Below are 20,752 nucleotides of genomic sequence, written 5' to 3' on the forward strand. Positions count from 1 at the left end.
GGCCAGTGCCTTCCGGGCAGTCTGACGGCGTTTTTTCATAGCTTCGGCATTGGCTTCATCTGGCCAGACATAGCCGCAAAGCGTGTCCAGTTCCACGCGCCCGGATTTGCCGGGGTCGATCCAGCCGCATAGCCGTTGGTGCATCAGCCGTGCCGGATCAGTCTGTAGCACCCGCACTTCCGCCATGTCGATACGGGCATATGGACGATGCCCCAGGATCGCTTCGGCAATACGCGGATTCAGGGCAACCCATAGCCTGCCGTCCGTCTCGTCAAAAGCATGACTCATCAGGTGGAACGCGGCTTGCCGCCGTCCCTTCGTCACAAGGATGGTGACGTTCGACATGCGCAGCAGGCTGGCTTTGAGCGCCTTGATGTTGTCGCCGCTATCCGTCATGCCCGTTTCTGAGAGCAGTTTGGTCAGGCTCTCACGAACCACCAAGCCGTCTTGCTCAATGGCTTCGAAACGGGGTTCAAGGAATAGCCGTAGCTGTCGCCCCGTCTCACTGGTCGGTTCCGGGGTTAGCAAGATGCCGTTCGGGCCGCCAAGGGCCACGATGCCTTGCAAAAGACGCATATCATCGGCCCCGAGAGGTTCGAATCCGACGAAACGCATGGATTCGTCCTCGCCAAAGGTGTAGGTCACGTCCAGCTTGCAGCGTTTGCGATCGCCACGCTTGAGGCTGCGGAACAGGCCAGGTGCCAAACAGTGCGCGGGATCATGTCGGACGTGGGTCAGGTCATGCTTAGGCTTCTTCACGCTGTCTCCTTTTCACCTTGCACTGCCGCTCCAGTACAGCAGGCTTCAACACGCCGCCGTCGTGCCGTCTAAACCAGAGTTCTTGAAAAGGTGCGCCATAGTTGGCCTTGCTGACGCCAAAGCGGACAAAATACCCACGCTGACAATCATCGACCCCCAGTATCTCGGCCTCGCCTTGCGTCATGCCGGATAGGTACGATTGCCAACGGATGTTATCAACCAGTACGGACGATCCACGACTGGCCTGCTGTTGATCGCCCGACCCCATCATGGCTGCGCTTTTACTCGCGTGGTGCAGAAACACAATGGAGCAGCCTGTATCAGCGGCTATGGCCTCCATGTGCCCAACAACCTGCGCCATCGGCCCGCTAGCGTTCTCCTCCTCAATGTGGAAGCGCCGCAAAGTGTCCAAGATCATCAAGCGACGACCTTCAGCGGCTCGTTTGAGAGCATCGAACCAGCTAGCAGCCATGATGTTTGGGCATTTACCGATCAAGGGTTCAATGAGCAAACCATCAGCCACGGCTTGCCGTTCCGCTGCGCTGAGGTGTGCCCCAAGGGCGTGCAGACGATGGTGAATAGCGGCCGGTGGATCTTCAGCAGGCAGATAGACCACTTGCCCGGTGGGAAACTCGCCTATTTCAAGTAAATCAGGCCCGCCTGCAATCTGTGCAGCCAATTGAAGGGCCAACATGGATTTACCAGCCCCACCAGGCGACACAAGAGCACCAACAGTGCCAGCAACCATATTAGGCAGAACATAATCAATGGGTGGCGGCAATTCCGTGAAAGCCGCCATAAGATCAAGAGCCATATAACTAGCCCTCTATAGGGCCAGGTCGCGCAGCTTGATCACCCGATGATTTACGTGCCTCAATCCACTCTTCGACCTCTGACAAATCCCAGGCGACATTTCTACTGGTTAACGCGATACGGCGTGGAAAATCCCCTCGCTGCTCCAGGTTATAAATTGTTCGTGTCGAAAGCGGGATCATCTCCAGGAGCTTCTTCCTGTTGATGAGGGTCTTTATATTTTGCATGGGTCAATACCTCTCAAATGAATAGTTGCTATTCATCGAGTAGCTGCGCGAAGCAGCTAATCGGTAATTGACCTGCCCGATGCCAATGGCGGCCTTATTTATAAATTCACGGCATCAACTTCAATGCTATCAAAGATAGCAAAAACATCAACCCTTACTGCCTCCCGAAGTCCACTCATCAATCATATCGGCCCAATCCTGCAACATCGCCGCCCGCTGCTCGCGGTACTCAGCCTTGTTGTAGACAGCCCTCACGCCCTTCTGCTCGTGCGCCAGGCACTTCTCGATCCAGTCGGTGTTGTAGCCGGCCTCATGCAACAGCGTGCTGGCTGTGCGCCGCAAATCATGCGGTCCGAACTTGGTAAGTGACTTCCCATCTTTCTGCGCCGCCTTGTAAGTCAGCGTCAGCACCTGGTTAAGTGTGGCAGCGCTCATCGGCGCATCCGAGTCGTACCGTGATGGCAAAACGAAGTCGGAACCACCGGCAAAGGTTTTCATGGCAATGAAAATATCCAGAGCCTGCTGGGACAGAAATACCAGGTGCGGGTTACGGCGTTTCATCCGCTCCTTTGGAATCGTCCACAACGCTTCGCTGAAATTGATCTCGCTCCAGGTCGCATTGGTCAGCTCGCTCTTGCGCACCATCGTCAGCAATAACAGCTTGGCCGCCGCACGGTTTGTTGGGCTTGTGCCCACTCGCTCCATGTACTGGTACATCAGCCCAATTTCTTCTGGCGTCAACGCTCGGTCACGTGGCTCGAATCGAGCGATGCTTGTTGGGCGCACCAGTTCTGCCGGGTTTTCGACCTTCTGCCCACGCTCGATGGCCCAGCGAAATACCTGCAACACGATTTCACGCACATGAACGGCGGTGGCCGGTGCGCCTCGCTCAACAATGGCATCAGCCAGCGCCCGCAAGTCTTCGTGGGTGATCTCCACCAGCTTCTGATTGCTGAATTTCGGCTTCAGCTCACGCTCATAAACCGAGCGGCGCATATCGCGGGTGGAGTCGGCCATCTGGTAGCCACGCAGCCACTTCTCCGCCCAGGCACCGAACGTCTCTGCATCTTTCACCCGCGCCTTGTCTCGGGCTTTCTCCTTGGCCGGCGACTTGCCCGCCGCAACCATCTTCTTGGCGTCACCCAACAGCTCGCGGGCTTCGGCCAGGGTGATGCCACCGACACCATAACGCCCAAAGGTGATGGTCTCCTGCCGACCGTTGATTGAGTAGTTGTAACGGAACGAGATGGAGCCGGCTGGAGTCACTGCCACATAGAGACCTTCCCGGTCATTCACTTTGTAGAGTTTGTCCCTGGGCTTGAGATTGCGCAGCTTGGTATCGGTCAGCATGTACCTTGTCCTTCTTCGTCTCCGATACCATGCTGAAAAAATCTCGAATTTATCGTATTTTTTCTTACGAAACAGTAACTTATAGAATATTAATACCATGAACACACAAAAGAACGCAGCATGGTATCGGCATCAATCATGGCATCGCCAAACCATAATACCAGCTTTAATGCCATGCTCAAACGGTGCTTGGCGCTTCCTCCCGTTGCCAGATCGTGCCAAACACAAACAAAAAAAAGCCCGCAATTACGCGGGCTTAGCGGCATTTCATGCCATCAGGTGCCTGGCTGTGCCAGACGCGGAATCATTCCCACTCAATTGTCGCCGGTGGTTTACCGGAAATATCGTAAACCACGCGATTGATGCCGCGAATTTCGTTGATAATGCGATTAGAAACTTTGCTGAGTAGCGAATACGGCAGCTCGGCCCAGTTAGCGGTCATGAAATCCTGCGTTTGCACCGCCCTCAAAGCGATGACATATTCATAGGTGCGCCCATCCCCCATTACACCCACCGATTTGACCGGCAGAAAGACGGCAAAAGCTTGCGAGGTTTTTTCATACCAGCCGGAATGCTGCAATTCTTCGATAAAGATTTGATCCGCCTGGCGCAATAATTCAGCATATTCATATTTCACTTCACCTAGAATACGCACGCCCAAGCCAGGTCCGGGGAACGGATGACGAAACACCATTTCGCGCGGCAAGCCAAGCACCAATCCCAGTTCGCGTACTTCATCTTTGAATAATTCACGCAACGGTTCGAGTAATTTAAGATGCAGTGTTTCCGGCAATCCGCCGACGTTATGGTGCGACTTGATAGATTGCGCCTTTTTGGTTTTCCCGCCGGCGGATTCGATCACATCGGGATAGATCGTACCTTGCGCGAGCCACTTCGCATCGCTGATTTTTTCCGATTCTCGTTGAAATATCTCAACAAATTCCCGCCCGATAATCTTGCGCTTCATTTCCGGATCGGTAACACCCTTAAGATTCAGAAAAAAATCATAACTCGCATCGACATGAATGACTTTAACCGCAAGATTGCTCGCAAAAGTCTCCATAACTTGCTTCGCTTCGTTGGCTCGCAATAGGCCATTATCGACGAAAACACATGTCAATTGATCGCCGATGGCACGATGAATCAATGCGGCCGTAACCGATGAATCAACGCCGCCGGATAACCCCAAAATCACCTGGTCGTTGCCAACGGTAGCGCGAATCTTGCCGATGGCTTCCTCGACATAATCCGGCATATTCCAGTCGCGCCCCAAATTACAGATATCATGCACGAAACGATCGATCATCGCCTTGCCTTGCAGCGTATGCGTTACTTCAGGATGGAACTGGATACCGTAAAACCGGCGATGATCATCCGCCATTGCTGCAATCGGCGTAGCAGCGTTAAACGCCATAACTTCAAATCCATCGGGCAGTGAAACCACCGCATCGCCATGGCTCATCCACACGTCCAGAATGTTCTCGCCATCCTGGTTCGTGCGGTCTTTCATATCGTTGAATAACGCTCCCTGTTGCGTCGTTTGCAGCTCGGCATAGCCGAATTCACGCACTACAGCATTCTCGACCGTACCGCCTAACTGCGCAGCCATTGTTTGCATACCGTAACAAATACCCAGCACCGGCACACCCAACTCAAAAACGATTGGCGGCGCACGCGGTGTTTCATCTTCGATCACGGAAGCGGGGCCACCGGATAAAATAATGCCTTGTGGCGCAAAAGCTTTGATAAATTCAGAAGCGGTATCATAAGGATGCAGTTCGCAATACACATTGGTTTCGCGAACACGGCGGGCAATCAATTGCGTATACTGGGATCCGAAGTCCAGAATCAGGATTTTCTGATGCATGCGGGTAACTAGTTATTTGACATGATAATTCGGTGCTTCTTTGGTAATCTGCACATCATGCACATGCGATTCGCGAATACCGGCGGAAGTGATTTCGACAAATTCAGCGCGTTCGTGCATCGCTGCAATCGATTCGCAGCCAAGATACCCCATGCTGGAACGCACGCCCCCCATCAATTGATGAATGATTGCCGACATGTTGCCTTTAAATGGCACCCGGCCTTCGACGCCTTCAGGAACCAGCTTGTCGTTGTTCTTTTGCTCTTTGTCCTGAAAATAACGATCGCTCGAACCTTGCTGCATCGCCGACAAGGAGCCCATGCCGCGATAGCTTTTATACGAGCGTCCTTGAAACAATTCGATCTCGCCCGGCGCCTCGGTCGTTCCGGCAAACAAACCGCCGAGCATCACCGAATTGGCTCCTGCCGCCAATGCTTTGGCGATATCACCGGAGTAACGGATACCACCGTCGGCAATCATCGGCACACCGCATCCCTTTAATGCTTCGGAAACGTCGTGAATGGCGGTAATCTGAGGGATACCGACGCCCGCCACAATACGCGTAGTGCAGATTGAACCGGGACCGATCCCGACTTTCACCGCATCCGCACCATGGTCGACCAAAGCTCTGGCAGCGGCGGCCGTGGCAACATTGCCACCGATCACTTGTATCGACGGCAAATTCTTTTTAACCCAGGCAACGCGATCCAATACGCTCTGCGAATGACCGTGCGCCGTATCGACCACAATCACATCAACGCCAGCCTCCGCCAATGCCAGTGCGCGCTCTTCACTGCCTTCGCCGACACCGACCGCCGCACCAACGCACAGTTGTTCTTGCTCATCCTTACAGGCAAGCGGGTATTCCGATGTTTTAATGATGTCTTTAACCGTGATCAACCCGCATAATTCAAATTGATCATTGACCACTAATACCCGCTCCAGTCGATGTTTATGCAACAATGCCAGCACCTCATGGCGCGGCGTATCCTCCTTGACCGTGACCAACCGTTTCTTGGGCGTCATGATATGCTTAATTACTTGATCCAAATTGGTTTCAAAGCGCAAATCGCGGTTAGTAACGATGCCGACAACCTTGTTTCCATTCACCACCGGCAATCCCGAGATTTTGTGCCGCCGTATCAATTCCAACACTTCACGGACCGTCATGTTTTGCTGAATCGTGATCGGATCCTTCACGACACCACTTTCGAATCGTTTAACTTGCGCCACATGCGAAGCTTGCGCTTCAATCGACATGTTTTTATGAATGATGCCAATACCGCCTTCCTGCGCCAGTGCAATCGCCAGCGGCGCTTCGGTGACGGTATCCATTGCTGCGGATACTAGGGGAATATTCAGCGTAATGGTGCGGGTCAATTGCGTTGCCAAGCTGACATCGCGCGGCAAGACCGCTGAATGGGCTGGAATCAACAGAACATCATCAAAGGTGAGTGCTTTTTGAATCAATTGCATGATAACAATCCTTGGCAAAGTGACATTATAGCCAAATTCGACAGCGAATTTCGTGCCAAATCCATTAAGAATACAGCATATTTCCGTAGATTATGATTAAATGTGCAAAATCTTTAAGTTGCATAAATGCGATACCGAAGTACCCGGATGATTCATTTTTGGAGTATGCAATGAAAGTTTTCGCGTGGATAGGATTTATAATATTGTTAAATGCTTCGGCTGCCAATGCGCAGATTTACAAATGGGTCGATGAGTACGGCAAGACGCAATATACTGATCGACCGCCGCCGCCAGACGTAACGGCGGAAGGTAAACGATTGAACATCCAATCTTCACCGGCTGCTGGCGGTCATAATCAATCAAGAAATATATCCGATGAGAGAGAAGAGTTTGATAAACGCCGTCAGGAGCGACGGGAAGAAGAAGCTAAACAGCACGCCAAATCCGCAGAAGACAAGAAAAAGTGCATTGAAGCCCAAACTCAACTGCGTATGTACACGGATTCTCCCCGTTTAACGGTTCCCGATGGCGCCGGTGGTATCGTTTATGTCGATGATGATTTAAGACAAAGAAAAATTGACGATACCAATAAAGCAATCACAAAGTATTGTAGATAACCCTGTAATAACTGACTAGATGACTGTTTCCATCGGCAGATTACTATTTGCCGCTTTCTTTTTATTTGCGAGCTTTTGTGCTGAAGCAACACTTTCCGATTCCGGCAGTAATCGCATCGCACCTCATGCAGGAAAATCTTCCACACAAAACCCGACTAGGCCGGGAATGGTATGGCAAATCCTGCCCGGTGAAGATATTCGTGAAACCGCCCGGCTGATTTATCCTAAAACCCCTGCTGCACGGAACAATCTGATTCGCGCCATCATCCGCTCCAATCCGCAACATTTCCCGGATGGTCGTTACCAGCCACTGGCTGCCGGCACCGTCATTCATTTTCCCGATTTAAGAACCATTGGCGCTCATGCAAAAACAGCAACCTCACCGCGTAAATCATCCACCGTAAAAAAACCACCCAAAAACCAGCCGCAGAGCACATCACCGGTAAAAGTTGTGAAAACTGGCAACGATCTTCAGTTAACACAATTGATTGCGCAGCTCGATCATGAAGCCGAAACGGAGTCACAGGAACTGGGCACATTAATCCAGCACATAGGGTCGCTGGAAGCCCGGCTGAATGAATTCCAAACACTGCTGGAAGCGAAAACCCCGCACACCAGCCACCCGCAGACAGCCGACGATCCGGTGACTACGCAAACCGGAAACTCTGAACCCATGCCGGAGACGATCACGGTTACCAAAGAAACTGCACAACCACTCGAAGAACCCGGTCCACCTACGACACACACTGAAGTTGAGTCGCGACCTGAGGAACTACCGCTCGCAACAGAATCCATCGCAACACCCGAAACATATCAACAAGAACACGTTTCGCACGAAGAGATCTTAGCTTCTCCGCAAGCTGATATCACCCCTCAAGTAGCGAATATCAACACGTTTGATGAAACCACGGATACTTCCCTGGATCTGATCACCCCGGACAACATTTTACTCATTGGAATTCTGCTGACAATTCTGATCGTTCTGGTCATGCTGCGAAGCTATCGTAAGATTCGAGATAGGCACGCGCATGCCTCCGATATTGTCACAATCCTCGACACCGATGAACGTCGGCGTTATGAAGCGCTTTTTCTGCATCAAGACAAAAATGAACCGGAAACACTGGATCATCCACCGACTGTTGACGATCAAGCCATAGCGCAAACACGCACCTTAATCGAACAGGATAAAACCGATGAAGCCATACAAGCCTTGCAGAAACAATTAGCGACCAGTCAGCGAAATATTCCGGGATGGTTGCTGTTGTTTGAATTGCTCTACAAAACCAATAACAAACGCGATTTCAAGAAAAACGCCCGCCGCTTCAAAAGGCTCAACCTATCTCCCGATATCTGGGCGCAGATTCAGGATTTGGGTCACCGTCTCGAACCCAACGAAACGCTTTATTTTAACGAGCAGAAACGAAAAGAAAAATTTTTCCCGGGTGCATCGGCTGCCGAATGATGAACCGGTGCTTGGAATCGCACCGGAAATATCCAAGGAATCCTACGTCATTTCAATGAAAGGCTTTCCAGCGCTTTCTGATGATTCCATTTGCCGTGAAATAATAACCCTTTCTTACCGGGTGTACGATCGCTAGTCCAGGTGATGTAATTACCATCCGGCGTAAAAACCGGCAATCCGTCGAAACCATCTTTGTCGGTCACGCGCACCGGTTCTTTCAAACCGTCGACATCAACGATATACAGTTCAAAATTGCGGTGACCATGCAAATTGGTGGCGAAAATGATGTATTTGCCGGATGGATGATAAAACGGCGCCCAGGACATCGCATTCAAGCGGGTAATCTGCTTCTGATCGCTGCCGTCGATGTTCATCGTAAAAATCTCCGCTTCACGGCCATTGTCCGAGAAACGCCGCCACACGATGCGTTTACCGTCGGGACTGAAGAAAGGGCCACCATCATAGCTTTTAGTATGCGTCAAACGCTTCACGTTGGAACCGTCCGCGTTCATGATGTAAATATCGATCATCGATGCCGGATTGGCTTTGAAAAACGCTTGTTCTTCTTCGGATAATTCGCCGCTATACGCGCGGCGATTGGAAGCAAACGCGATCAATTTCCCGTCCGGCGACCAAGATGCTTCAGCATCGTAACCCAGTGTATTGGTCAGATTCCGCATGTTTTTGCCATCGAAATCGGTTTCATAAATATCGTAATACTCATCGTAATCCCATGCATACGACTTCTGCTCACCGGCCTTACGGCGCTCGATTTCTTCGTTCATTTTGGCTTTGGCTTGCGCATCGTCGTGCGTCGACGAGAACAGTACTTTCTCCTGGGCGGGGTGTACCCACGCACACGTGGTCTTGCCGCTGCCCGGCGATACCTGCGTCACCGCCCCGCTATCGATATTCTTCAGAAAGATCTGATAAAACGGATTGTCATCCGTCACTTCCGCCTGATAAATCATCCACTTCGAATCCGCACGGTAATACGCTTCACCGGCGCGTTTTTCCTTGACGGAAAGCTGCTGCTCATCCGTAATGAAGTCGCTGGCATTCACTGAAGCAGCGGAGAAAAATATCCACGGCATCAACAGACCGCTTAACGCATAAGCTGTAAAATTATGTTGTTTCATAGAATTCAAAAGGGTGTTGTTCAAATGATGTAACGCATTTAAACACACCCGTAAAAGAAAAGTAAACATACGCTATGATAGTGTACAGACTACGATAAATATTGTTTCGATGCAGCGACTCGATAATCAATCTTTCCCCTGGATTACAAAAAGAATGCAACTATCCTTAAAACTAACTACAACGCTTTTTTTGTTTTTCATCATATTATTCGGTATCCGTATCGCCTCCGCCGGCAATTCCATTTTCCACCACACCATGCAAATCCAGTTGTTGCCGGAGTCCTCCGAGATCCGCGTCAAGGATCGGATTCAAATCCCGGAACATTTGCATAATGTCGGCGAGCCGGTGAAACTGAAGTTTTATTTACATGCCGCACTAGCGATCACTGATGTGCAGGATGCGACACTCGAAGCGGATGGCGATGAGATTGCACTGAAATCCCGGCCGATTTCGGTGCGGCAATACGCGATCACGCTGCCACCCGGCCAGAAAGCATTCACGTTGCAATACGGCGGTCAGATCCATCATGCAGTGCAGGGTCCGGGGCAGGAATATTCGCGCAGTTTCGGTTCAACGCCAGGCGTTATTTCGCCGGAAGGTGTGTTTTTGGCAAGCGCCAGCGCATGGTATCCGCATTTCGGCGATGCTTTAGTGTCGTTCCAGTTGGATATTCAGGTGCCTTCCGACTGGGATGTGGTGAGTCAGGGATCGCTCGTGCGCGAAAACAGCACCAGTGAAGCGCAACACATCGTTTGGGAGGAAAAACAGCCGCAGGACGATATCTACTTGATTGCGGCAAAATTCCACCGGTATGCGCAATCCGCCGGCGCGGTGAACGCGATGGTGTATCTACGGAGCGCCGATCAACCGCTGGCGCAGAGGTATCTGGACGCCACCGCGCAATACATCGCGATGTACAACAAGCTGATCGGCCCTTACCCTTACAGCAAGTTCGCGTTGGTCGAGAATTTCTGGGAAAGCGGCTACGGTATGCCATCGTTCACACTGCTCGGCTCCAAGGTGATCCGTCTGCCGTTCATTTTGCATTCGTCGTATCCGCACGAAATTCTGCATAATTACTGGGGAAACGGTGTTTTCGTCGATTACGCCAAAGGCAATTGGGCTGAAGGCTTAACCGCTTACCTGGCCGATCATCTGATCAACGAACAACGTGGCAAAGGCGAAGAATACCGCCGCGACGTACTGCAAAAATACGCGGATTTCGTCAATCACGAAAAAGATTTCCCGATCATTCGCTTCGTGTCACGTCATAGCGCCAGCTCGGAAGCAATCGGTTACGGCAAGACTATGATGTTCTTCCATATGCTGCGGCTGGAATTGGGTAACGATGCCTTCACCAAAGTGCTGCGGCGCTTCTATCAGCAATTCAAATTCCAACAAGCGACGTTTGCCGACTTGCTCACCACGTTCAACACCGTCGCCGGCAAGGATTTGTCACAGCAATTCGAGCAATGGGTGCATCGCGCCGGCGCGCCGGATCTGGTGCTGCGCAGCGCCGAAACCGAACCGCACGACGATGGCTATAAGCTCACACTGACCGTCGAGCAAACCCAAGCGGGTGAACCGTATCGCTTGCAAATGCCATTAGCCATTACATTGCGCGGTGAAGATATGGCCGTCGAATCGCACATCATTCTCGAACAGAAAAAACAAACGTTCGAGTTGGAATTCGCCAGCCGCCCGGTGCGCATCGACCTCGATCCGCATTTCGACGTGTTCCGCCGCCTGGATAGCCGCGAAATTCCCTCGGCATTGTCGCAAGGATTCGGCGCGGAAAAACCGCTGCTGATCTTACCGGCACGGGAGCAGAAAACTATGCTGGAAGCTTACCGCACACTCGCGGCCAATTGGCAGAAAACCCAGGCAAGTCCGCTGGAAATCGTCACCGACGATCAATTGAAAACGCTCCCCGATAATCGTACCGTCTGGATTCTCGGTTGGCAAAACCGGTTTGCGAACAATGTTTTAAAAAACCTTGCCGAGCGCGATGTCTCGTATCAATCCGGCCAATTGCAGCTCAATCATAAACGCTACCCGCAAAATGGTCATGCGATCGTGTTAAGCGCGCGGCAATCCGCCAATCCCGATAAAACTTTGCTGTGGGTCGCCGCCGACACGCCGCAAGCAGTCACCGAACTCGCCATCAAACTGCCGCACTACCGCAAATACAGCTATTTGGTGTTCAAAGGCGATGAGCTGACCAATATCGACAAAGGCCAATGGCCGATTTTGCAGTCACCGCTGTCGCAGCCGGTAGCGCAAAAAGACGGATTTAAGGTCGACGCCGCACACGCGGCGCATGCCGGCATCACCAAGCCGCGCCGGGCATTGGCGGAACTGCCGCCGGTATTTTCCGAAAGCCGCATGATGGCGGATATTCATCACCTGGCGCATGAATCGTACAAAGGCCGCGAACTCGGCACGCCGGAACTGGACGAAGCCGCGACTTACATCGCCAAGCAGTTCCAGCAAATCGGCCTGCTGCCGGGCAGTGATAGCGGCAGTTTTTTCCAGACCTGGCAACAGGATGTCGGTCTGCCGAAAGGCAACATCACCTTGCGTAACGTCGTCGGCATTCTGCCCGGCACCAACCCGCAACTCGCCGGGCAAAGCTTAGTAATCGGCGCGCATTACGATCACCTCGGCACTGGCTGGCCCGACGTGCGCGCCGCGCATCAAGGCAAAATCCATCACGGCGCGGACGACAACGCCAGCGGCATCGCGGTGATGCTGGAACTCGCGCGCCAGATCGTGCCGAAATGGCAACCGGAGCGCACCGTCATCTTCGTCGCATTCACTGGCGAAGAAGCCAACCTGCTCGGCTCCAAACATTATGTCCGCAGCAGCGAAAAATTCCCGGTCGATAAAATCATCGCGATGTTGAATCTGGACACCGTCGGGCGGCTGGAAAACAATCCCGTTACGGTATTCGGCACCGGCACTGCGCGTGAGCTGGTGCACATCTTCCGCGGCGCGAGCTTCGTCACCGGCATTCCGGTCAACCCCGTGCAAGACGACTTCGGCTCCAGCGACCAAGCGGCGTTCATCCAAGCTGGCATTCCGGCGGTGCAATTCTTCGCCAGCGCGCACGAGGACTACCACGCTCCCGGCGACACCGTCGATAAAATCGACTCCGCCGGATTGGTCAAAGTCGCCGCGATCCTGAAGGAAGCCAGCGAATACCTCGCCAACCGCATCGAACCGCTCACGGTCACACTATCGGCAGCGTCCGCCGAATCCACCGAACCGAGGGAAATGCTGAGTAATTCGGCGAACGAGAGGAAGCACGAGGCGCACGGAACGCAGCAACCAAGACATATCAACAAGATAGGCAAGGATGCGAGTACCGCGCAACGAAGTGATTCGCTCGTGCAGTCAATTAATCAGGATTTCCCTAAAGAAAAACGCACAGCCAGTCTAGGCACGGTGCCTGATTTCTCCTATCAAGGCGAAGGCGTGCGCATCGACAACACCCTCCCCGGCTCCCCGGCACAACAAGCAGGACTGCAACAAGGCGACATTTTGATTCAACTGGCCGGGCAACCGGTTAGCGACTTGGCGTCGTATGCGGCGATTTTGCGATCGTTAAAGGCGGGAGAGAAAGTGGAATTGAAATATCGAAGGAATGATGCGGTTATGGAAGCTGAGGCGGTGCTGGTGGAACGGTAGCAAATGGTTGCTGATTCCGGATTGCTTCGATTGCTGGAGCATTATTCGATTAGCCAAAGGAAGCTTGCCATCAAAAATAATAGAGTGTTACTCTATGAAATGCTTGTTTTTCATGTTGAAACGATCGTGCTCGCATCTTTCAAGGATAGATCGAGTAAATTGTTAATTGAGCCACTTGTTCATTCACACGAATTAACCGAACCTCCTTCACAAGAATCAAACAAACAGAAATCTTGAAACGAATAAATATCCAATCGCTACTACAAGCAAAAGATTCATTGAAAGAAGGTAGTTTCAAGGAGTTCTTGAAGCACTATGGCATAGAAATCAAAGGTGCAGAAATTGAGGATCTAAGAATTCTAGCCAAAGCCCTGAGCGGCATTGGGTGCAGCATAGGAGCTTTAGATAGGTTTTATGTGGGTTACAAAATTCCGCAGATAGGCAAAGAGTTTGACTTGCTACGTTTTGGCCGAAAGTGCATTATAAACGTAGAACTCAAGAATAACTGCTCGGAAGACAAAATTAAGAAGCAACTAATACGAAACAAATACTACTTGAGCTTCATTGGAAGGAAAGTTTACGCCTTCACTTTTATATCCGAATCCCAAGAGCTGCACTTTCTACGAGATGACGAACAACTAGAAAAAACCAAAGTTGACCACTTAGCGGAATTACTCACCAATCAGGATATAGATGATGCGGAAGTTCCGGATGCATTATTCAATCCATCTGACTACCTAGTTTCACCTTTCAACTCCACGAAAAAGTTCTTAGCTGGGGAATATTTCCTAACACATCAGCAAGAAGATGTGAGAAATCAAATCATTGATTCCCTGAAGCTACCCAAAGCAGCGAAATTCATTTCAATCATTGGCAGCGCGGGAACAGGAAAGACCCTATTAACATACGATATCGCAAAGCATCTTATAGGCAACAAGAAAAGTCCGCTCATCATCCACTGCGGACTACTAAATAACGGTCACGCAGAGTTGATAAAAAATGGCTGGGTGATTACTCCAATAAAAAACTACAGCAACCACGATCTTGCAAATTATGATTTAGTTATCATCGATGAGGCTCAAAGAATCTATCCCAAACAACTAGACACTATCATCGAGAAAGCAAGGCTAGCAAACTGCTGCTGCATCTTCTCACACGACAAACTTCAAACGCTAGCAAACTGGGAAAAAAAGAGCGATATTAGCGCGAAGATTGGCTCAATCAATCCAATTACCCAATACAAACTATCGGAGAAGATAAGAACAAACAAAGAAATAGCCACATTCATAAAAATGCTCTTCAACAACAAGAAATCTCTGCCCATTTCAAGTAATGGCAACATCGAATTAAATTATTTCAACACCACAATAGACGCAAAAAGTTACCTAGACGCACTCGATGAAAGCAGATGGGAAATTTTGCGATTCACCCCATCACAGTACAATAATGAACATCACAAGAAATACTCGGAAGTATCGAACAGAACATCACATCAAGTAATCGGGCAAGAATTTGACGGCGTTGCTGTAACGATTGATCAGTTTTTCTCCTACGATGACAATGGCGATCTGATTTATAAAGGTGGCGCATACTACGACCTACCCAAGATGTTATTCCAAAACATCACAAGAGCCAGAAAGAAATTGAATCTAGTAATTATAGGCAATGAAGAATTGCTAAATAGATGTATCACCATCCTACAATAGCCATTAAACAAAAAACAAAGGGTCAGACTCGATAGATTATGCTTCGCACAAGGGGTCAGATCTTGAATTTTCCTTAACAAGAATACCAAGAAATGAAGATCATTCTAAAAACAACACTTTCCAAAAAAGACCAAGTAATCCTGGATTCGCTGCAAAAAGCCGTGCCCCAGGCACTTGAAAGGAAACGCCGCTTGGGCCATTACGCCGTAGTCTGGCGGAATGGCAAACCAGTGATGATCGGTGAGGATGCACCGAAGATATCTGAAGATTCCGCCAGTTATGAAGCTGGTAAAGGCTTTTAGAGCAATGAAGTCTGACCCCCATCGATTTTCAGATTCCCTCCGTGTTACGCACTGCGACACCGGTTATTTCAAACATTAATAACCGCATGCGATACCACCACCTTTTACTCTTGGTTTTTCTATTTCAGTCAATTCCTGCCCTCCCAGCATCGAGCACATGCCCGGAAGTTTCAAATTACGAATGTTTGGTAAAAAATTCGATGCAGGTGTATCAAGAAGATGCTGAGCAATGGTGGAAAATTTACCATCACACCGCCGCCAAAGCCAAGAAATGCGAGAATTTCATCGACGTTACGCTTTTCTTGCGACTGTGGTCTGGCGGCACTGACGGAGAAATGGCCGAGGGTCTTACCACCGATACCGAGGAAATTCTGATCACGAACAGTCCGTGTTTTTTTGAAGGATTATTGGAGCTATCAAAGGTAGAAATAGCTGCGTTCATTACGCACTATTGCCCACTGACAGAACCGGGGCTCATTGTCAAAGCACTCAAGCAAGCCTTGGAAAATGCACGCTACCGGCACATAGCAGCGCAATTACTGCATGAAACTTGCATTCAAGCCACAGATTGACGAAATTATATCCATCATTCACGGCGCATCCTCACAATCCACATGAAAGCCAAGATCATTCAACTTAAACGAATACAAAAAAATCACAGGGAGATTGTGTAATGCCTACCTGCTGGATCATTGCCGGTCCCAACGGCGGAGGCAAAACCACCTTCGCACTGGAATATCTATCCAAGGTGGCGGACTGTTCTCATTTTGTTAATGCCGATCTGATCGCGGCGGGTCTTTCCCCGCTGGCACCGGAACGCGAACTGATTGCGGCAAGCCGTATCTTTTTGAACGAAATCGAAGAAAACATCAATCGCCGCGAGAATTTTGCATTCGAAACCACGCTTTCAGGCCGTAGTTATCTGCGTCTGATTGATCGGCTGCAACGTGATGGCTGGCGAGTAGAGTTGATCTATCTTGCTTTGCCCAGCGCCAGAATATCGGAAATGCGTGTCGCGGAAAGGGTTGCGCATGGCGGCCATAATATTCCGTTGCACGACATCGAGCGGCGTTTCCCGCGCAGCCTAGCTAATTTGCTCAATATATTTAGCCACAAAGTTGATCGCTGCACTTGTTTCATGAATGATGGTGAAAGTCCCATTTTAGTGTTTGAACAAAAAGGCGGCAGTCGTGATATTCTTCACGAAGGATATTATCACCAGTTATTAACAAGCATCACCAAATGAAAATTACACTAAAAACAACGCCTTCCAAAGAAAGTCAAGTGATCCTGGATGCGCTGCAAAAGGCCGTGTCCCAGACGCTTGAAAGGAAACGCCGCTTGGGGCATTACGCCGTCGTCTGTCGTGATGGCAAGCCGGTGATGATCGGTGAGGATGCGCCGAAGGTATCGGAAAATCCTGCCAGTTATGAGACTGACAAAAACTTTTAAATTAAAACACCCTGCCGCAAGCTCTCATTAAAAATTACATTCTGTTTTTATTCAATTTACGTTAGGCGCTTATGAGCATGCTCTCTTCATTGAAGACTCAGGCCAAGCAGCTTAAGCAGCACATCCTCACGGTGTATTTCGCTGCGCGTGATCCACGCACGCCCCTTCTTGTCCGCGCTCTGGCGGTATTCGTGGCTGCATATGCCCTCAGTCCCATTGACCTCATTCCAGATTTCATTCCGGTCATTGGCTACCTTGATGATCTATTGCTGATTCCGCTTGGTTTGGCCTTGGTTGTCCGGCTTACGCCACCAGAGGTTTTAGAGTCCGCCCGGGCGCGAGCGAAACAGGCCGCCAGCAAGCCAATCAGCTATACCGCCGCAGCATTCTTCGTAGCGTTATGGCTTGTCGTGGCATGGGTTGCTGTCAGTTGGGTCGTCAGTGTTGTTCGCACCTAACATGATGTTCGAGAGAGACGCGCCAAAAGCGATGTTTTCCTCAACTTTACATAAGGGAAGCGCTGATTAATTCAACGAACGTGATGAAGGGCGAGGCGCACGGAACGCAACAACCGAGACATATCAATCTGGTAGGCGAGGGAGTGAGTACCGCGCAACGAAGCAATTCGCTCGTGCAGTCAATTAATCAGCGCTTCCTTAGGAGCAATATGAAACGAAGCATTGTTACCATCCTCCTGCTGCTAGCTGCCTTACCTATTGCTGCCTGGCAGTACAAATCACTTTCCGGCCAATACCGCATCGCGGGTAAAACCATTATTGATCCGCCACTATCCGAAGCTAATGACACACACTTACACCTCACGTTGTCCGGCGCTGCCGCGCGAGATTTATACAACGCAATGAAAGTCGCCCCAAAACCTGACGAGTGTGCCGGCAACGGAACCATGATAAAGACCGTCGGAGAAATGCAGTGCCTTCGCTCCGGGGATGGAAAAAAGTATGAATGTTCATTCGCAATCGACATTGCAAACCAAACGATAACGGGAGCCAGCGTGTGTTAATAGTTTTCCACCCGCCCCTAACCCGCAGTGAACCGGATGTCGGAACAGTATGTTGTTGGGATTTCTTCCGCGCTTCGCACCCCGGCGATTACTTCAAACGTTAACTCTATGTGATTCCCCCGCTTTTTTCTCTTGGCTTTTCTAATTCAGTCAATTTCCGCCCTCCCAGCATCGAGCTCATGCCCGGAAGTTTCTGACTGTGCGAGTTTGTTAAAAAACTCGCTTCAGTTGTATCAAGAGGATTTTGAGCAATGGTGGTAAGCCTCCAACCCCACCACCAACTCACACTCTTTCACTAATATTTCAATAATGCAGATTTCTCGGGAAATCTTTCATCACATTTTACAAAGACTTTACATTGTCTCAACAATTGAGGGGGATTGTTATTTTATAGTTTCACCATCGCAGCTTTGCTCAACGATTAAATGAAACTTAAACAAATTTGAATGAAATATTAAGGAGACAATCATGACAACCATCACTTTTTTAGTTAATGGCAACACCGCAGCAGACAAACAATCCAAAGTACGCGTCGATGTAACCGAGCGGCAGGACGGTTCACTGTTCTTTGAAGTCAAGCAGCATGGTTTTTCAATCAACCAACTGTACGGTGTTTATTTCGATGTGACTGATAAATCTCTACTCAATACCCTCAGAGTCAACGAAGATTCCAATATCAAGTATGTCAGCAGCGAATCGGCTGCTGCGACGGGTACACACGGCACCGATCATGCGGTCACACGTAATGGCATCGGTCACAGTTTCATCCGCACTTACAATTTTATTCTCACAAGCGTCCAACGCAGACTTACTTTAGCTGATTTTGCAAATATCAAACTCGACTGCGCTAACGACAATACTGCATTCCAAGACGACGAGGATAGTCATCGCTGGTTGTACATGAGCTTGGCTTAACAGCCTGTTAATGGCAGCGGATTATTTGAACTGAATATTAATAGAACTCAACAAGGGAGGCATTATCATGAGAATCAACGAACCCGTAACCCAGCGTGATATGGGCATGAACAATGAAACCGAAATTATTTCAACGACCAACCTGAAGGGCATTCTGACATCCGCCAATGATGACTTCATCCGTATGAGCGGTTTTACCTGGGATGAACTGAACGGCAAGAATCATAACATCATCCGTCATCCCGACATGCCGCCTGAAGCATTTGCCAACCTATGGGAAACTTTGAACAGTGACAAGCCGTGGATGGGCATCGTCAAAAACCGCAACAAATGCGGCGACCATTACTGGGTGGATGCTTTCGCCAGCGCACAATACGAAGACGGTCAAGTGATCGGTTACCAATCGGTCCGGGTCAAACCGAAACAAGAATGGGTCGACCGTGCTGAGGCGCTGTATGCCAAAATCATGTCGAAAAAAACGGATTCCGACAAACGCCGTTCGACGCTGAGCAGCGTAAAGCTGACACGTTTTCCACTGTCATTTACCAACCGGGTCGGTTTGAGCGTATCGAGCCTTTTCATCATACTGTTCACGATCCTGGCCGCTGCCGGGCAAATCGCGTGGACACCGGCATTGATGGGCGCCATCGCGGGAGCGGCGGTCAGTTATGCCACTGTATACACCTTATTGTCCGGACTACGCAAAATGGCCGCACGCTCCGAGAAAATCGCCAACGATGCGCTGACACGTTATATCTATACCGGCAGAACCGACGAAATCGGTCAAATAGAATACGCACTGATCTTTATGAACGCTAAACTGCGCACCGCAATCGGGCGCGTCAAAGAATCATCATCCGTGCTAAATCATGTCGCATCTGAAATCGCAACCGGCAACATGCACTTATCCGAACGCACCGAAAATCAGGCATCGAGTCTGGAAGAAACAGCATCCAGCATGGAGGAAATCACCTCTACCGTACAGCATAATGCCGACAATGCACGCCAAGCCAATCAACTAGTACGTGATTCGCAACATTATGCGGAAAAAAGCGGTGCGGTGGTTACCAGTGCCATGCATGCGATGGCTGAGATCCACGACAGCAGCAAAGAAATTGCAGAGATCATCAATGTCATTGATGGCATTGCGTTCCAGACCAATCTGCTGGCACTCAATGCAGCCGTTGAAGCAGCCCGGGCAGGTGAACAAGGGCGCGGATTTGCGGTAGTCGCGAATGAAGTACGTAACCTGGCTGGCCGCAGCTCAGATTCTGCCAAACAGATCAAAGTATTGATTAACGACAGCGTGGCCAAAGTGGAGAAAGGTACTAGCTTGGTTAACGAATCCGGTGAAGCACTCAGAATGATCACCGAGAGCGTCAAAAAGGTTTCCGATATCGTGGCCGAAATCTCCGAATCCTGCCAAGAGCAAGCCAACGGCATCGGGCAGATCAATCAGGCGGTATCGCAGATCGATGAAACCACGCAACAAAATGCCGCACTGGTCGAAGAATCAGCCGCTGCAAGTGAAGCAATGTCACAAAAAGTCAAATTGCTTGCCGGTTTGGCGTATCAGTTCAAGCAAGAGAATGCCCATTAAATTAGAAAAGATTCAACCGGGCTAACATAGCAGGCTTTTGGCAAGTCAACAGCGCTTGTCAAAAGCCTGTTCCTCCTGTTGATAGAAGTATCACTCAGCGTATAAAACTAATTGAAGAGAAGCAGTGCCAGTAGCATCGTTATGCTCCTCGGCTAGCCAGGTACTTCGATCAATTTGATAGCCTGGTGGAATTTTCCATCACCTACCACAACGGATAAAACCAAAATATTTTGCCACATCAAAATACTATCGGATCAATTTGATAGTATTTTTTGAGATACAGTGTGAAATGTCACATTGTCGCTCGGTTAATTCTGTTAAGCTAATTTTGCAGTGGTTGGTAAATACGACAATC

Annotated in this window: 20 protein-coding genes; 12 read left to right on the forward strand and 8 right to left on the reverse strand. The window is 49.9% G+C overall.

Features of this window, described 5'->3' with window-relative positions:
* The 7 genes from repC to guaB form a co-directional block, all read right to left on the reverse strand.
* Positions 1–759 (reverse strand): replication protein C, IncQ-type (gene repC, locus KF839_RS12185; protein WP_292918120.1); only part of this gene is annotated, 759 nt, incomplete at its 3' end.
* A complete protein-coding gene (locus tag KF839_RS12190) occupies positions 746–1,573 on the reverse strand; it encodes a helicase RepA family protein (protein WP_001162384.1) in 828 nt (275 codons plus the stop codon). The genes KF839_RS12190 and repC, both read right to left, overlap by 14 nt.
* A gap of 4 nt (positions 1,574–1,577) precedes the next feature.
* On the reverse strand, positions 1,578–1,799 hold the full coding sequence (locus KF839_RS12195; RefSeq protein ID WP_001179606.1) for a helix-turn-helix transcriptional regulator: 222 nt from the start codon (positions 1,797–1,799) through the stop codon (positions 1,578–1,580).
* Positions 1,800–1,946: 147 nt separating this feature from the next.
* Positions 1,947–3,149 carry a tyrosine-type recombinase/integrase gene (locus KF839_RS12200; protein ID WP_000954590.1) on the reverse strand — a complete coding sequence of 401 codons (1,203 nt, stop codon included), beginning with the start codon at positions 3,147–3,149 and terminating at the stop codon, positions 1,947–1,949.
* A gap of 89 nt (positions 3,150–3,238) precedes the next feature.
* Positions 3,239–3,415: a hypothetical protein gene (locus tag KF839_RS12205; RefSeq protein WP_001131288.1), complete on the reverse strand. Its 177-nt coding sequence runs from the start codon at positions 3,413–3,415 to the stop codon at positions 3,239–3,241.
* Positions 3,416–3,453: 38 nt separating this feature from the next.
* Positions 3,454–5,016 carry a glutamine-hydrolyzing GMP synthase gene (gene guaA, locus KF839_RS12210; RefSeq protein WP_292918121.1) on the reverse strand — a complete coding sequence of 521 codons (1,563 nt, stop codon included), beginning with the start codon at positions 5,014–5,016 and terminating at the stop codon, positions 3,454–3,456.
* Between the two features lie 12 nt (positions 5,017–5,028).
* Positions 5,029–6,492: an IMP dehydrogenase gene (gene guaB, locus KF839_RS12215; protein ID WP_292918122.1), complete on the reverse strand. Its 1,464-nt coding sequence runs from the start codon at positions 6,490–6,492 to the stop codon at positions 5,029–5,031.
* A 170-nt stretch (positions 6,493–6,662) separates the two neighbouring features.
* On the opposite strand from guaB, the gene KF839_RS12220 reads away from it, so the two are divergent.
* Positions 6,663–7,109 (forward strand): DUF4124 domain-containing protein, encoded by a 447-nt coding sequence (locus KF839_RS12220; RefSeq protein WP_292918123.1) that lies wholly within the window; start codon positions 6,663–6,665, stop codon positions 7,107–7,109.
* Between the two features lie 19 nt (positions 7,110–7,128).
* Positions 7,129–8,571: a type IV pilus assembly protein FimV gene (locus KF839_RS12225; RefSeq protein ID WP_292918124.1), complete on the forward strand. Its 1,443-nt coding sequence runs from the start codon at positions 7,129–7,131 to the stop codon at positions 8,569–8,571.
* 47 nt (positions 8,572–8,618) lie between these two features.
* Here KF839_RS12225 and KF839_RS12230 read toward each other — a convergent pair whose 3' ends face one another.
* The gene (locus tag KF839_RS12230) at positions 8,619–9,710 is read right to left on the reverse strand and encodes a TolB family protein (protein ID WP_292918125.1); all 1,092 of its coding nucleotides are present in this window, start codon (positions 9,708–9,710) and stop codon (positions 8,619–8,621) included.
* Positions 9,711–9,864: 154 nt separating this feature from the next.
* Between KF839_RS12230 and KF839_RS12235 the strand changes: the two genes are divergently transcribed.
* The 10 genes from KF839_RS12235 to KF839_RS12280 all read left to right on the forward strand — a co-directional run bounded on the left by KF839_RS12235 (position 9,865) and on the right by KF839_RS12280 (position 20,397).
* Positions 9,865–13,401: a M20/M25/M40 family metallo-hydrolase gene (locus tag KF839_RS12235; RefSeq protein ID WP_292918126.1), complete on the forward strand. Its 3,537-nt coding sequence runs from the start codon at positions 9,865–9,867 to the stop codon at positions 13,399–13,401.
* A 233-nt stretch (positions 13,402–13,634) separates the two neighbouring features.
* The gene (locus KF839_RS12240; RefSeq protein WP_292918127.1) at positions 13,635–15,107 is read left to right on the forward strand and encodes an ATP-binding protein; all 1,473 of its coding nucleotides are present in this window, start codon (positions 13,635–13,637) and stop codon (positions 15,105–15,107) included.
* A gap of 92 nt (positions 15,108–15,199) precedes the next feature.
* Positions 15,200–15,409 (forward strand): hypothetical protein, encoded by a 210-nt coding sequence (locus KF839_RS12245; protein WP_292918128.1) that lies wholly within the window; start codon positions 15,200–15,202, stop codon positions 15,407–15,409.
* A gap of 200 nt (positions 15,410–15,609) precedes the next feature.
* The gene (locus KF839_RS12250) at positions 15,610–15,981 is read left to right on the forward strand and encodes a hypothetical protein (protein ID WP_292918129.1); all 372 of its coding nucleotides are present in this window, start codon (positions 15,610–15,612) and stop codon (positions 15,979–15,981) included.
* A 101-nt stretch (positions 15,982–16,082) separates the two neighbouring features.
* On the forward strand, positions 16,083–16,655 hold the full coding sequence (locus KF839_RS12255) for an ATPase (protein WP_292918130.1): 573 nt from the start codon (positions 16,083–16,085) through the stop codon (positions 16,653–16,655).
* Complete coding sequence (locus KF839_RS12260) at positions 16,652–16,861, forward strand: hypothetical protein (protein WP_292918131.1); 210 nt, start codon at positions 16,652–16,654, stop codon at positions 16,859–16,861. Before KF839_RS12255 ends, KF839_RS12260 begins: the two co-directional genes overlap by 4 nt.
* Positions 16,862–16,938: 77 nt before the next feature.
* Positions 16,939–17,319 (forward strand): YkvA family protein, encoded by a 381-nt coding sequence (locus tag KF839_RS12265; protein WP_292918186.1) that lies wholly within the window; start codon positions 16,939–16,941, stop codon positions 17,317–17,319.
* A gap of 209 nt (positions 17,320–17,528) precedes the next feature.
* Positions 17,529–17,882 (forward strand): hypothetical protein, encoded by a 354-nt coding sequence (locus KF839_RS12270; protein WP_292918132.1) that lies wholly within the window; start codon positions 17,529–17,531, stop codon positions 17,880–17,882.
* 468 nt (positions 17,883–18,350) lie between these two features.
* Positions 18,351–18,797 (forward strand): hypothetical protein, encoded by a 447-nt coding sequence (locus tag KF839_RS12275; protein ID WP_292918133.1) that lies wholly within the window; start codon positions 18,351–18,353, stop codon positions 18,795–18,797.
* Positions 18,798–18,864: 67 nt separating this feature from the next.
* Entirely contained in the window at positions 18,865–20,397 is a 1,533-nt protein-coding gene (locus KF839_RS12280) for a methyl-accepting chemotaxis protein (RefSeq protein ID WP_292918134.1), read from the forward strand.
* Positions 20,398–20,752 lie beyond the last annotated feature (355 nt).

It is taken from the genome of Nitrosomonas sp. (assembly GCF_019635155.1).
In the GTDB taxonomy this organism is placed as follows: Bacteria; Pseudomonadota; Gammaproteobacteria; order Burkholderiales; family Nitrosomonadaceae; genus Nitrosomonas.